The organism is Serratia sp. CY32780 (assembly GCF_052169135.1).
In the GTDB taxonomy this organism is placed as follows: Bacteria; Pseudomonadota; Gammaproteobacteria; order Enterobacterales; family Enterobacteriaceae; genus Serratia; species Serratia sarumanii.
In genome coordinates, this window is the sequence record NZ_JBJNLI010000004.1 from 269,053 (window position 1) to 282,446 (window position 13,394).

11 protein-coding genes are annotated in these 13,394 nt (G+C 61.0%); 7 read left to right on the forward strand and 4 right to left on the reverse strand.

Features of this window, described 5'->3' with window-relative positions; translation table 11 throughout:
- Positions 1-1,464: an ATPase RavA stimulator ViaA gene (gene viaA, locus ACJ8HH_RS19030; protein ID WP_033649569.1), complete on the reverse strand. Its 1,464-nt coding sequence runs from the start codon at positions 1,462-1,464 to the stop codon at positions 1-3.
- 2 nt (positions 1,465-1,466) lie between these two features.
- Complete coding sequence (gene ravA / locus ACJ8HH_RS19035) at positions 1,467-2,975, reverse strand: ATPase RavA (RefSeq protein ID WP_154641089.1); 1,509 nt, start codon at positions 2,973-2,975, stop codon at positions 1,467-1,469.
- 283 nt (positions 2,976-3,258) lie between these two features.
- Between ravA and kup the strand changes: the two genes are divergently transcribed.
- From kup to rbsR, 7 genes are all read left to right on the forward strand, one after another.
- Positions 3,259-5,127 (forward strand): low affinity potassium transporter Kup, encoded by a 1,869-nt coding sequence (gene kup, locus ACJ8HH_RS19040; RefSeq protein ID WP_033636508.1) that lies wholly within the window; start codon positions 3,259-3,261, stop codon positions 5,125-5,127.
- Positions 5,128-5,297: 170 nt separating this feature from the next.
- Positions 5,298-5,717, forward strand: coding sequence for a D-ribose pyranase (gene rbsD / locus ACJ8HH_RS19045; RefSeq protein WP_060431115.1), 420 nt, complete (start codon positions 5,298-5,300; stop codon positions 5,715-5,717).
- A 7-nt stretch (positions 5,718-5,724) separates the two neighbouring features.
- The gene (gene rbsA / locus ACJ8HH_RS19050; RefSeq protein ID WP_033636505.1) at positions 5,725-7,230 is read left to right on the forward strand and encodes a ribose ABC transporter ATP-binding protein RbsA; all 1,506 of its coding nucleotides are present in this window, start codon (positions 5,725-5,727) and stop codon (positions 7,228-7,230) included.
- Positions 7,231-7,236: 6 nt separating this feature from the next.
- Positions 7,237-8,205, forward strand: a complete 969-nt coding sequence (gene rbsC, locus ACJ8HH_RS19055; protein WP_019455467.1) for a ribose ABC transporter permease — start codon at positions 7,237-7,239, stop codon at positions 8,203-8,205.
- 24 nt (positions 8,206-8,229) lie between these two features.
- A complete protein-coding gene (gene rbsB, locus ACJ8HH_RS19060; RefSeq protein WP_033649580.1) occupies positions 8,230-9,117 on the forward strand; it encodes a ribose ABC transporter substrate-binding protein RbsB in 888 nt (295 codons plus the stop codon).
- Between the two features lie 61 nt (positions 9,118-9,178).
- Entirely contained in the window at positions 9,179-10,105 is a 927-nt protein-coding gene (gene rbsK, locus ACJ8HH_RS19065) for a ribokinase (RefSeq protein WP_033649572.1), read from the forward strand.
- A 4-nt stretch (positions 10,106-10,109) separates the two neighbouring features.
- Entirely contained in the window at positions 10,110-11,111 is a 1,002-nt protein-coding gene (gene rbsR / locus ACJ8HH_RS19070) for a ribose operon transcriptional repressor RbsR (protein ID WP_039568324.1), read from the forward strand.
- Here rbsR and mdtD read toward each other — a convergent pair.
- Both mdtD and ACJ8HH_RS19080 read right to left on the reverse strand, forming a co-directional pair.
- A complete protein-coding gene (gene mdtD / locus ACJ8HH_RS19075; protein ID WP_033649574.1) occupies positions 11,108-12,523 on the reverse strand; it encodes a multidrug transporter subunit MdtD in 1,416 nt (471 codons plus the stop codon). The genes rbsR and mdtD overlap by 4 nt on opposite strands.
- Positions 12,524-12,590: 67 nt before the next feature.
- On the reverse strand, positions 12,591-13,280 hold the full coding sequence (locus ACJ8HH_RS19080; protein WP_033653941.1) for a FadR/GntR family transcriptional regulator: 690 nt from the start codon (positions 13,278-13,280) through the stop codon (positions 12,591-12,593).
- Between the last annotated feature and the right edge of the window lie 114 nt (positions 13,281-13,394).

Below are 13,394 nucleotides of genomic sequence, written 5' to 3' on the forward strand. Positions count from 1 at the left end.
CTAGCGCCGCCAGCGGCGCATCAAACGGCTTTTCAGCCCGGTATCGAAGCGCCAGATATGATCGAAAATGCGCATGATGCCGGGTTTGCCGTAGGCGGACATCGCCACCGCATGGAAACGCTGCTGGTGGCTTTGCTGCTGCTGTTTCACCTTCTTTATTACCTCCTCCGGCAACCGCTGAGCGATAAAATCGGAAATGATCACCGCATCGGCGTCAAACCAGCCGCTCTCCGCCATTTTAGTGACGGTGGCGTTCAGGCAGGCCGCCAGATCGGTGCCGCCGCGAAACTGCTGGCCGAGAAAGCGCACCGCCTGTTCGATGCCGCTGGCGGCGGTGAGCTCATAATGCACGATCTGGTTGGCGAACAGCATGATGTAGCAACGGCGGTTGTCCGCCAGCGCAATGCGCAGCAGCGCCAGGCAGAACGCCTTGGCGCACTGTTCGTTGAAGCCGCCCATCGATCCTGAGGTGTCCACACAGACGATAAACGGCCCGCGCGGCTGTTGATCCTGCTGCTGATGGGTGACCTGGCGGATCAGGATCTGCTCCTGCCAGACGTCGCCCTGCAGGCGGTAGCTCAGCAGCCGCTTTTCCAACAGGCGGCGATAAAATTCGAACTCCAGCTCTTCAATGCCTAGCGTCGCCAGCTCCGGCGGCAGCAGGCGCAGGATGTCGTCGCTCTGATGAATGCCGCTCACTTCTTCCGGTAGCGTGGCCGGCACCTGCACCATCACCCTGAACGGCTCCGGCTGCGCGTCCTGTTGCTGCACCGCCTTGGCCTGATAGCTGCGGCCCAACTGCTGCGCCAGCTTTTTCAGCTCCGGCTGCTGCTGCAAAAAGTTGCCGTACTCCACCAGCCGCTGGTAATCGCCGCGCTGTAGCTGGCCTTTGCTCATGTCCCACAGCCTGCCGGCGGCGGTGTCGTTTTCCGACAGCAGCGGCTCCAGCGCGCCGCTCAGCGCCAATCGCTCCTGCAGTTCCGCCATCAGCTGCTCGCGCTCCTGTTCCAGCAGCTGGTGGTGCAGCATGGTGGCCTGCAGCGTCAGGCTGATGCGCCAGCGCTGCAGGAACAGGGTTTGGAAGCTGTCGTCCAGCGGATGATTGGGCAGATCGGCGGCGTCCACCAGCGCGCGCGCCTGTTCATAAAACGGCGAGACCAGCTGGCGCAGCAGCTCCATCGTGTCGTTGAGGTTGTGATAGAACTGGGTGTTGTTCTCCAGCTGGCACTGTTGGTAGCGGTAAAATTCCTGCGCCAGCGCCGGCGGCACCATAGCTTCTTGCAGACGCTCCTTGAGCTGCAGTTTCCAGCGTGGCAGATCGCGATCCAGCGCCCGGCGAAGGGCCGGAAACTTTTTAAAGAACACCGACAGCTGCGGCGCCGCCAGCATGCCGACGATCATCTCCTCGATCATTTCGCCTTCGGCGATCGCCAGCAGCAGATCGAGCGTCTCCAGACTGAGCATGGTTACTGGCCGCGCATTTGCTGCAGTTGCTGTTTAACCTGCTCCGCCACCTGCAGCAGACTGGCTTCGATCTTGGCCAGGCCGGCGACGGGCGTGAACAGACAGGGCTGATGTTGGCTGAAGGCGCGGCGCTGCTCCGCCAGGCGTTGGGCCAACGCGTCCATTTCGTCCAGCAGCGCCTGCGGCGTGGCGGTGGCCTGTTTGTCCGGCAGCGCCAGCAGCGAAGGCTGGCGGCTGACGTCCAGCACCGTCAGGTGCAGTTGGTCGTCGACCTCCAAATCGATCGGCTGCGCGAAGCCGATGCCGTTCAGCTTGGCGCGCACGTCGCCGCCTTTTTGCAGCCAGTTGTCCAGCACGCTGCTTTCGATGCTCAGATGGTTGACCTGAATGTCATGCAGCTGCAGCGGCTTTTGCAGCAACAGGGTGAGGGTGCCGCCGGCGAACGGCGTGGCCGGTGCGTATTGCGGTTTACGGCTGAACATGCCGCCCTTTTTCACCAGGCTGATGGCCTGCCGGTCGCTTTGTTGCTGCTGATCCTGCAGCCAGCGGGTGTGGATTTGTTGCAGTTGGATCAGCATCGACTGTTGCTGGTAGGCCGATTCGGTCAGCAGCTGATCGATCTGCTGTTGCAGCAGCTTCAGCGAGGTGAGATCGTGCCACAGGCAGTCTTTCAGCAGCATCAGGTCGAGCGGGGCGATGGCGTCGCGCCCGCTGAAGAAGGCGCAGGCCTGCAGCAGGCGCAGGGCCTTTTTCCAGCGTCGGTCAGAGACGTACGGCGCCTGTTCCAGCGCGTCCAGCCGCTGGCGCAGCTGGAAAATCAGCTCAAAGCAGGCTTCCGGCAGCGCCACCTTATCGATCTGCGGCTGCCACTGCAGAAACTCTTCGTCGCTGACGCTTAGCGCCGCCGGCACCGGGTTTTGGCTTTCGCTCTGGCGGTTGACCAGCAGCGAGCGGAAATTCTGCTTATCCTGCACCTTATCCAGCCACAGGCGGATCAGCATGCGGTCATATAAGGCTTCGAGGCTGTTGTCCGCTTCGGGCAGTTCGTTGGAGGCGGTCACCAGCAGGCGCAGCGGGATCGGTTCTTCGCTGTTGCCGTTGCGAAAGCGCCGTTCGTTGATCGCCGTCAGCAGGGTGTTGAGGATCGCCGGGCCGGCCTTCCAGATCTCGTCCAGAAACACGATCTCCGCTTCCGGCAGGTAGCCGGCGGTCAGACGCTGATAGCGCCCCTCATCTTTCAGCGCCTGAATGGAGAGCGGGCCGAAGACCTCTTCCGGCGTGGAAAAGCGCGTCATCAGGTATTCAAAGGAGCGGGCGTTGCGGAAGGCAAACTTCAGCCGGCGCGCGATCAGGCTCTTGGCGATGCCGGGCGGGCCGAGCAGGAATACGCTTTCGCCGCTCAGCGCCGCCAGCAGGCACAGGCGAATCGCTTCTTGCCGCTCATAAAGACCGCTCTCCAGCGCGCTGCTGAGGCGGGAAATTCGTTCTGCCAGAAGGGATGATGGCGTCATATAATTGTCGCATTGTCCGAGAGTTAGCCAATCTTGGTCGATAATTCGATGATAAACCACCATTATTTTTAGTGGTATAGCTTGTTGATTAGTAATATTTTTCTAAGTTGAGCCGGATATCCGGTTCACATTTTGTTTATTTTTCGGCTCTGATATAAGGGTAGGCAAGCCGTATAAATGGTGCATACTGTGCGGCTTTCTGGTGGGCGTGACGGATCTTTGAGCCCGTATTTTGCCTGATGCGGATGCATCGCTAACGGATGTTCTGATAAAGAAACGAATTATGAGCGCAGAGCATAAGCAGTCCTTATCGGCGGTAACCCTGGCGGCCATCGGCGTGGTCTACGGTGATATCGGCACCAGCCCTCTCTATACGTTGAGAGAGTGTTTCTCCGGCCATTACGGCTTCGATGTTCGTCCAGACGTGGTTTTCGGCTTCCTGTCGCTGATTTTCTGGATGCTGATCGTGATCGTTTCCCTCAAATATCTCACCTACGTGATGCGCGCGGACAACGCCGGCGAGGGCGGCATTCTGACGCTGATGTCGCTGGCCGGGCGCAACACTTCGGCGCGCACCACCGCGGTGCTGGTGATACTGGGCCTGATCGGCGGCAGCTTCTTCTATGGTGAGGTGGTGATCACCCCGGCTATCTCGGTGATGTCGGCGATAGAGGGGCTGGAAATCGCCGCGCCTGCGCTCGATGCCTATATCGTGCCGCTCTCCATTCTGGTGCTGACGCTGCTGTTCGTTATCCAAAAGCACGGCACCGGCAGCGTTGGCAAGCTGTTCGCCCCGGTGATGCTGCTGTGGTTCATCGTGTTGGCGGTGCTGGGCGCGCGCAGCATCATTTCGAACCCGGAAGTGCTGCAGGCGCTGAACCCCAAATGGGCGCTCAACTTCTTCATGGAATATAAGAAGGTGTCGTTCTTTGCGCTGGGGGCGGTGGTGCTGTCGATCACCGGCGTCGAGGCGCTGTATGCCGATATGGGGCACTTCGGCAAGTTCCCGATTCGCCTGGCCTGGTTCACCGTGGTGCTGCCTTCGCTGGTGCTCAACTACTTCGGCCAGGGCGCGCTGCTGTTGAAAAACCCTGAGGCGATCAAAAACCCGTTCTTCCTGCTGGCACCCGACTGGGCGCTGATCCCGCTGCTGATTCTGGCGACCCTGGCGACGGTTATCGCTTCGCAGGCGGTGATTTCCGGCGTCTTCTCGCTGACCCGCCAGGCGGTGCGCCTGGGCTATCTGTCGCCGATGCGCATTATTCACACCTCGGAAATGGAATCCGGCCAGATCTACATTCCAGTGATCAACTGGACGCTGTACATCTCGGTGGTGCTGGTGATTGTCGGCTTCGAACACTCCAGCAACCTGGCGGCGGCGTACGGCATCGCCGTCACCGGCACCATGGTGCTGACCAGCATTCTGGTCACCTCGGTGGCGATCAACAACTGGCACTGGAATCGCTTCCTGGCGCTCGGCATCGCTGCCATCTTGCTGATCATCGACGTGCCGATGTTCTCCGCCAACGCCCTGAAGCTGTTCTCCGGCGGCTGGTTGCCGCTGACCTTGGCGCTGGTGATGTTTATCATTATGACCACCTGGAAGAGCGAGCGCTTCCGCCTGCTGCGCCGCCTGCATGAACACGGCAACTCGCTGGAGGCGATGATCGCCTCGCTGGAGAAATCGCCGCCGGTGCGGGTGCCGGGTACCGCGGTGTTCCTGTCGCGCGCCACCAACGTCATTCCTTTTGCGCTGCTGCACAACCTGAAGCACAACAAGGTGCTGCATGAGCGCGTGGTGCTGCTGACGCTGCGCACCGAGGATGCGCCTTACGTGCACAATGTGCGCCGGGTGACCATCGAACAGCTGTCGCCGACCTTCTGGCGGGTAGTGGCCAGCTACGGCTGGCGGGAAACGCCGAACGTCGAGGAGGTATTCCACCGCTGCGGGCTGGAAGGGTTGCCGTGCCGCATGTCGGAGACCTCGTTCTTCATGTCCCATGAATCGCTGATCCTCACCAAGCGGCCGTGGTACCTCTACCTGCGCGGCAAGCTGTTCGTCGCCCTGAGCCGCAACGCGCTGCGCGCGCCGGATCAGTTTGAGATCCCGCCGAATCGGGTCATCGAGCTCGGCACGCAGGTCGAGATCTAACCCGCCTGACAGGGGCTCAGCATGGCTGAGCCCCTTTTGTTTGCGCATTGTCCGTGCGTGAACGAAACGTTTCGATAGCGATCACACTTCTGCATTGTCCCGGTTGCCTTCCCCTGCCGTTTTTTTAAACTCCCCCAGAGAGCGAAACGTTTCGCTAGCGGAGTGAGAAGATGAAAAAAGGCGTATTACTGAATTCCGACGTGTCTGCCGTGATTGCCCGGCTGGGGCATACCGACCAGCTCACCCTGTGCGACGCGGGCCTGCCGATACCGGCGGCGACGCAGCGCATCGATCTGGCGCTGACGCAGGGCGTGCCGACCTTCATACAGGTGTTCGCGGCGGTCACGCAAGAGATGCAGGTAGAAAGCGCCATCCTGGCGGAAGAGATCGTGAAACAGAATCCGTCGCTCCACGAGGCACTGTTGGCTGAACTGACCGCCCTGGGCCAACGCCAGGGCAATACCATCAGCGTGCGTTATATCAGCCATCAGGCATTTAAAGCGCAAACCGAGCACAGCCGGGCGGTGATCCGCAGCGGGGAGTGTTCGCCTTACGCGAACCTGATCCTGTGCGCCGGCGTAACTTTCTGAGGCGTTTATGCAACCTTTACTGCAACTGAAAGGGATTGATAAAGCCTTTCCCGGCGTGAAGGCGCTTTCCGGCGCCGCCCTCAGCGTTTATCCCGGCAAGGTGATGGCGCTGGTGGGGGAAAACGGCGCCGGGAAGTCCACCATGATGAAAGTGCTGACCGGCATCTACCAGAAAGACGCCGGCAGCCAATATTTTCTCGGTAACGAGGTGGCGTTCAACGGGCCTAAAGATTCGCAGGAAGCGGGCATCGGCATTATCCATCAGGAGCTGAATCTGATCCCGCAGCTGACGATTGCGGAAAACATCTTCCTCGGCCGCGAGTTCGTCAACCGTTTCGGCCGCATTGACTGGAAGCGTATGTACGCCGAGGCCGATCGCTTGCTGGCGCGCCTCAACCTGCGCTACAGCAGCCACCGGCTGGTGGGCGAGCTGTCGATCGGCGATCAGCAGATGGTGGAGATTGCCAAGGTGCTGAGCTTCGAATCGAAAGTGATCATCATGGACGAACCGACCGACGCGCTGACCGACACCGAAACCGCCTCGCTGTTCAAAGTGATCAACGAGCTGAAGGCCGAAGGGCGCGGCATCGTTTATATCTCGCACCGCCTGAAAGAGATTTTTGAAATCTGCGACGACGTGACCGTGTTCCGCGACGGGCAGTTTATCGCCGAGCGGCCGGTGAGCGAGCTGCAGGAAGATTCGCTGATTGAGATGATGGTCGGCCGCAAGCTGGAAGAGCAATACCCGCGCCTTGATTTGCCGCGCGGGGAAAAACGGTTGGAAGTCAGCCACCTTTCCGGCCCCGGCGTTGAGGACGTCAGTTTTACGCTGTATCGCGGCGAGATCCTCGGCGTGGCCGGGCTGATGGGCGCCGGGCGCACCGAACTGATGAAGATCCTGTACGGCGCCGCGCCGCGCAAGGCTGGCACCGTCAGCCTGGATGGCCGCGAGGTGGTCACCCATTCGCCGCAGGACGGGTTGGCGAACGGCATCGTCTATATCTCGGAAGACCGCAAGCGCGACGGCCTGGTGCTGGGCATGTCGGTGAAGGAAAACATGTCGCTGACCGCGCTGCGCTACTTCAGCCGCGCCGACGGCAGCCTGAAACAGGCCGACGAGCGGCAGGCGGTGGGGGATTTCATCCGGCTGTTCAATATCAAAACACCGTCGATGGAGCAGCCGATCGGTCTGCTTTCCGGCGGCAATCAGCAAAAAGTGGCGATCGCCCGCGGCCTGATGACCCGGCCGAAGGTGCTGATCCTCGATGAGCCGACGCGCGGCGTCGACGTCGGCGCCAAAAAAGAGATCTATCAGTTAATCAACCAGTTCAAGCAGGAAGGGCTGAGCATCATTCTGGTGTCTTCGGAGATGCCGGAGGTGATGGGCATGAGCGATCGCATTCTGGTGATGCACGAAGGGCATCTCAGCGGCGAGTTCCCGATTGAACAGGCCACCCAGGAAGCGTTGATGGCGGCAGCCGTCGGCAAGCAATACGGCGTAAAGCAGGAGTAATCAGATATGAGTTCCCAGACTATCGCAGCCAAGCGCTGGTTCAGTAAAGAGTGGCTGTTAGAGCAGAAGTCGTTGATTGCGCTGCTGGTGCTGATCGCCGTGGTCTCTTCCATGAGCCCGAACTTCTTCACCCTGAACAATCTGTTCAATATTCTGCAGCAAACCTCGGTGAACGCCATCATGGCGGTGGGGATGACGCTGGTGATCCTTACGTCCGGCATCGATCTGTCGGTGGGATCGCTGCTGGCGCTGACCGGCGCGGTGGCGGCGTCGATCGTCGGCTTTGAGGTCAACGCGCTGGTGGCGGTGGCGGCGGCATTGGCGCTGGGCGCCGCGGTTGGCGCCTGCACCGGGGTGATCGTCGCCAAAGGCAAAGTGCAGGCCTTTATCGCCACGCTGGTGATGATGCTGCTGCTGCGCGGCGTCACCATGGTGTACACCAACGGCAGCCCGGTCAACACCGGTTTCACCGACGTGGCCGACACCTTCGGCTGGTTCGGCATCGGCCGCCCGCTGGGCGTGCCTACGCCGATCTGGATCATGGCAATCGTGTTCATCGCCGCCTGGTATATGCTGCACCACACGCGCCTGGGCCGCTATATTTATGCCCTGGGCGGCAACGAAGCGGCAACCCGCCTGTCCGGCATCAGCGTCGATAAAGTGAAGATTATCGTCTACTCGCTGTGCGGCCTGCTGGCGGCGCTGGCCGGGGTGATCGAAGTGGCGCGCCTGTCGTCAGCGCAGCCGACCGCCGGCACCGGCTATGAGCTGGACGCCATCGCCGCCGTGGTGCTGGGCGGCACCAGCCTGGCCGGCGGCAAGGGCCGCATCGTCGGCACGCTGATCGGGGCGCTGATCCTCGGCTTCCTGAACAACGGCCTGAATTTACTGGGTGTTTCTTCCTACTACCAAATGATCGTGAAGGCAGTGGTGATACTGCTGGCGGTTCTGGTAGATAACAAAAGCAACAAGTAACCTCCCCCTACAGGAATCACGATGATGAAAATGAAAAAACTGGCAACCTTAGCTTCCGCCCTCGCGCTGAGCGCCACCCTGAGCGCCAATGCCATGGCCAAAGACACCATCGCGCTGGTGGTGTCCACCCTCAACAACCCGTTCTTCGTCTCGATGAAGGATGGCGCGCAGCAAGAGGCCAACAAGCTGGGCTACAACCTGGTGGTGCTGGATTCCCAGAATAACCCGGCGAAAGAGCTGGCCAACGTGCAGGATCTGATGGTGCGCGCGCCCAAGCTGCTGCTGATCAACCCGACCGACTCCGATGCGGTGGGCAACGCGATCAAGATGGCCAACCAGGCTAAGATCCCGGTCATCACGCTGGATCGCGTGGCGAGCAAGGGCGAGGTGGTAAGCCACATCGCTTCGGACAACCGCGTGGGCGGTAAAATGGCCGGCGACTTCATCGCCAAGAAAGTGGGCGCCGATGCCAAGGTGATTCAGCTGGAAGGCATCGCCGGCACTTCCGCCGCGCGTGAACGCGGTGAAGGCTTCAAGCAGTCGCTGGATCAGAATAAATTCAAACTGTTGGCCAGCCAGCCGGCCGATTTCGATCGCACCAAGGGCCTGAACGTGATGCAGAACCTGCTGACCGCGCACCCGGACGTGCAGGCGGTGTTCGCCCAGAACGATGAAATGGCGCTGGGTGCGCTGCGCGCGCTGCAAACCGCCGGTAAAACCGACGTGATCGTGGTAGGCTTCGACGGCACCGCCGACGGCGTGAAAGCGGTTGAAGGCGGCAAGCTGGCGGCGACCGTGGCGCAGCGTCCCGATCAGATCGGCGTGATCGGTGTGGAAACCGCCGATAAAGTGCTGAAAGGCGAAAAAGTGCCGGCGACCATCCCGGTCGATTTGAAACTGGTCACTAAATAAGTCATACCAGCGCCATCGGAACGGGGCGTTTACGATGGCGCGCAATTCAGGAATCAATGCGATGGAAACAGGTAAGCTGGTGGTTCTTGGCAGCATCAATGCCGACCATATCCTCAATATTGAACACTTCCCCCACCCGGGCGAAACGGTGATCGGGAAACAGTATAAGGTGGCGTTTGGCGGCAAGGGCGCGAATCAGGCGGTGGCGGCCGGGCGCAGCGGGGCGGAGATCGCCTTTATCGCCTGCGTGGGCGCCGACGACATTGGCGAACGTGTCCGCCGGCAGCTGGCGAGCGATCGCATTGATACTCAACCGATTGAAGCCATCGCCGACAGCACCACCGGCGTGGCGCTGATCTTCGTCAACGCCGAAGGCGAGAACGTGATTGGCATCGATGCCGGCGCCAACGCGGCGGTGACGCCGGATTACCTGGCACGCTACCAACAAAAAGTGATCGACGCCGACGCTTTGCTGATGCAGCTGGAGTCGCCGCTGGAGACGGTGATCGCCGCCGCCCGCCTGGCGAAGCAGCATCACACGCAAGTGATCCTCAACCCGGCCCCGGCGCGTGAGCTACCGGACGAGCTGCTGGGCATGATCGATATGATCACCCCGAATGAAACCGAAGCCCAGCGCCTGACCGGCATCGCCGTGGACAACGACGCCGATGCGGCGCGCGCGGCGCAGGCGCTGCACGACAAGGGCATCGCGACGGTGATTATCACCCTCGGCAGCCGCGGCGTGTGGCTGAGCGAAAACGGCAACGGCAAACGGGTGCCCGGCTTCAAGGTGCAAGCGGTGGATACTATCGCCGCCGGCGATACCTTTAACGGTGCGCTGGTCACAGCCCTGTTGGAAGGCAAGGCCATGGCCGACGCGGTGCGTTTCGCCCATGCGGCGGCGGCGATCGCCGTGACCCGCCCTGGCGCGCAGCCTTCGGTGCCGTGGCGTGAAGATATCGACGCCTTCTTGCAGCAGCAGGGGTGATCCTTTGGCCACCATGAAAGATGTCGCCCGCCTGGCGGGCGTTTCAACCTCTACCGTTTCGCATGTGGTCAACAACAATCGCTTTGTCAGCGACAGCGTGCGCGACAAGGTCATGGCGGCCGTGGAACAGCTGAACTATGCGCCTTCCGCGCTGGCGCGCAGCCTGAAGCTCAATCAGACGCGCACCATCGGCATGCTGGTGACCGCCAGCAACAACCCGTTTTATGCCGAAGTGGTGCGCGGCGTGGAGCGCAGCTGCTATGAACGCGGCTACAGTTTAATCCTGTGCAATACCGAAGAAGACGCCGCGCGCATGAACCGCAGCATGGAGACGCTGCTGCAAAAGCGCGTCGACGGTTTGCTGCTGATGTGCACCGAAAACCACCGGCCATCGCAAGATGCCCTGAGCCGCTACCCGTCATTGCCGATCGTGATGATGGACTGGGCGCCGTTCGAGGGCGCCAACGACATTATTCAGGATAACTCGCTACTGGGCGGCGAGATGGCGACCGATCATCTGATCGCCCGCGGCTACCGCCAAATCGCCTGCATCGCCGGCCCGCAGGATAAAACCACCGCCCGTCACCGGCTGGAAGGCTATCGCAACGCGATGCGGCGCGCCGGATTGCCGGTTCCGCCAGGGTATGAAGTGCACTGCGATTTTGAGTTTGAGGGCGGCGTGAACGCCATGCGCCAACTGCTGGCGCTGGACGAGCCGCCGCATGCGGTGTTCGCCGGCAACGACGCGGTGGCGGTGGGCGTTTATCAGGCGCTGTATCAGGCCGGGCTCTCCGTGCCGCAGGATATGGCGGTGATGGGCTACGATGACATTGAGCTGGCGCGCTATCTGGCGCCGCCGCTGAGCACCATTCATCAGCCGAAGGATTCGCTGGGCGAACTGGCGATCGATGCGCTGATCAATCGCCTGCAAAACCCGGAGCGCGCCCCCCAGGTGCTGGTGCTGACGCCCGAGCTGGTGGAACGCGCCTCGGTGGGCCGCCGTTAACTCGCCGCCTTCGCTTCTTTCTTGCTTTCCTGGCCGCTGATCAAATTGCGGCCATCCCTCCTTCTCAGCAACATAAACACCAGCGCCGACGCTACGGTGACGATCCCCATGGTGATAAAGGTGTAATGGAAGTGGTCGATCATGGTGCCTAACGACAGAGATTCGTAAAAACGCAGCACCGCCGCGCTGATCGCCACGCCGAAGCTGATGGACAGCTGTTGGGTGACCGCCAGGACGCTGTTGCCGGCGCTGGCGTTGGCGTCGTTCAAATCCGCCAGGCTGATGGTGTTCATGGCGGTGAACTGGGTGGACATCGCCATGCCCAGCACGAACAGCGGCAGGATCATCAGCCACAGCGGCATGCCCGGGCTTTGCAGGGCGAATTGGGCGATCAGCACCCCGATAATGACGGTGATACCGACCAGCGTTTTACGGTAGCCGAACCAGCGCAGCACCTGAGTGACGGTGGATTTCGCCATCAGCGAACCGATGGCGGTTGGTGCCATCATGCAGCCGGCGACGATCGCTGTGTAGCCGAATCCCACCTGCAGCATGAGCGGCATTAAAAACGGCACGCAGCCGGTGCCCAGCCTGGAGGCGACGTTGCCGGCGATGCCGACCGAGAAGGTGCGGGTTTTGAACAGGTCGAGACCGATCAGCGGCTGAGGATGACGGCGGGCGTGCGCGATGTAGCCGAACAGCATCACGAAGCCGCTGAGCAGAATGCCCAGCGAAACGTAGCTCGCCAGTACCCGCTCGCCAAACAGCTCCAGCCCGGTAGAGATCAGCACCAGGCTCAGGCCGAACAGCATAAAGCCAAGGAAGTCGAAGCGGCGCTTGGGCGTGGTGAAGTCCGGCATGTATTTACGCGCATAGAAGATGCCGAGCAGGCCGATAGGGATATTGATCAGGAAAATCCAGTGCCAGGTGGCGTAGGTGACCAGCCAGCCGCCCAGCAGCGGCCCCAGAATCGGCCCGACCAGGCCGGGCATGGTGACGAAGTTCAGCACCGGCAGCAGTTCGCTGCGCGGGTAGGCTCGCAGCAGCGCCAATCGCGCGACCGGCATCATCATCGCGCCGCCGATGCCCTGCAGCACGCGAGAGGCGACCAGCGCGCTCAGCGTAGGGGACAGAGCGCACAGCAGCGAGCCGAGGGTGAATAACGTGACGGCGAAGATGAACACGCGCCGGGTGCCGAAGCGGTCCGCCAGCCAGCCGCTGACCGGGATCAGCATCGCCACCGTCAGCGTGTAGCTGATGACGGCCGATTGCATCGCCAGCGGCGAACGCCCCAGGCTTTGGGCGATCGCCGGCAGCGCGGTATTGAGGATAGTGGCGTCCAGCGCCTGCATAAAGAACGCCATTGCGGCGATCCACGGAAGTCCTGCCATACTGCGCGCGGATTGGGTCATGGTCGGTCCTGGTTAAATGGTCGTCTGTCCCTCGTCTCTTTCTTCTATATATAAGCGGGGAGCGTGTCTAGTCTTTCTCTTTCAGCAGTATCTGGCAGGCGACGAGCGCGCCGGCGCTGTCTCCGGCGAGTATCGCATCGACGATAGCCTGATGATGGCGCAGCTTGATCACTTCATTGCCGGTGATGGCGCGGAAGTAGCTTTGGTACACCGAACTGAACAGGTTGGCGAACGAGGTCAGGAACGGGTTGCCGCTGGCCTCGTAGATGAGCTGGTGGAATTGGGTATCGACCTGGATCCAACGCTCGCGATCAAACTGGGTATGCAGCGCGCGCATTTCCGCCATCAGCTCCGCCAGCAGCTTGGTTTGCTGCGGGCTGGCGTGGTTTGCCGCCAACGCGCAGGCCTGCGGCTCCAGCGAGGTACGCAGGATAAGGAAGTGTTGCATCACCTGATCGAAGTTTTCCCGCGTCATCCACCAGGTCAGTAAATCCTGATCGAGGAAATTCCATTGGCTCTGCGGCATCACGCGGGTGCCGATGCGCGGGCGCGGTAGCAACATGCCTTTGGCGGCTAACATCTTTACCGCTTCGCGTACTGCGGTGCGGCTGACGCCGAATTGCTCGCCCAGTTCCATTTCACCGGGCAGGATGCTGCCGGCCTGATAATCGCCCGCCAGAATTTGTTGGCCAAGTTTCTCTGCAAGCAGATAAGAAAGATTGCGTTGGGCGGCCTGTTGTTGTGCATTTAACGGCATGGCTGCGGGTCCTTACTGACATCGTTATTTCTATTTTACTCCAGTGATCGCCAGCTTTTATGGCTGTTTGCCTGAAAAAGTGACATAAATTCGTCGCTTTTTCGCCCTTTTGTT

What these genes read in the sequence shown, in the direction of transcription:
- rbsD (WP_060431115.1), top strand. Translation starts at nt 5,298, where the DNA reads ATGAAAAAAGGCGTATTACTGAATTCCGACGTGTCTGCCGTGATTGCC.
- rbsA (WP_033636505.1), top strand. Translation starts at nt 5,725, where the DNA reads ATGCAACCTTTACTGCAACTGAAAGGGATTGATAAAGCCTTTCCCGGC.
- kup (WP_033636508.1), top strand. Translation starts at nt 3,259, where the DNA reads ATGAGCGCAGAGCATAAGCAGTCCTTATCGGCGGTAACCCTGGCGGCC.
- mdtD (WP_033649574.1), bottom strand. Translation starts at nt 12,523, where the DNA reads ATGACCCAATCCGCGCGCAGTATGGCAGGACTTCCGTGGATCGCCGCA.
- ACJ8HH_RS19080 (WP_033653941.1), bottom strand. Translation starts at nt 13,280, where the DNA reads ATGCCGTTAAATGCACAACAACAGGCCGCCCAACGCAATCTTTCTTAT.
- rbsB (WP_033649580.1), top strand. Translation starts at nt 8,230, where the DNA reads ATGAAAATGAAAAAACTGGCAACCTTAGCTTCCGCCCTCGCGCTGAGC.
- ravA (WP_154641089.1), bottom strand. Translation starts at nt 2,975, where the DNA reads ATGACGCCATCATCCCTTCTGGCAGAACGAATTTCCCGCCTCAGCAGC.
- rbsK (WP_033649572.1), top strand. Translation starts at nt 9,179, where the DNA reads ATGGAAACAGGTAAGCTGGTGGTTCTTGGCAGCATCAATGCCGACCAT.
- rbsC (WP_019455467.1), top strand. Translation starts at nt 7,237, where the DNA reads ATGAGTTCCCAGACTATCGCAGCCAAGCGCTGGTTCAGTAAAGAGTGG.
- viaA (WP_033649569.1), bottom strand. Translation starts at nt 1,464, where the DNA reads ATGCTCAGTCTGGAGACGCTCGATCTGCTGCTGGCGATCGCCGAAGGC.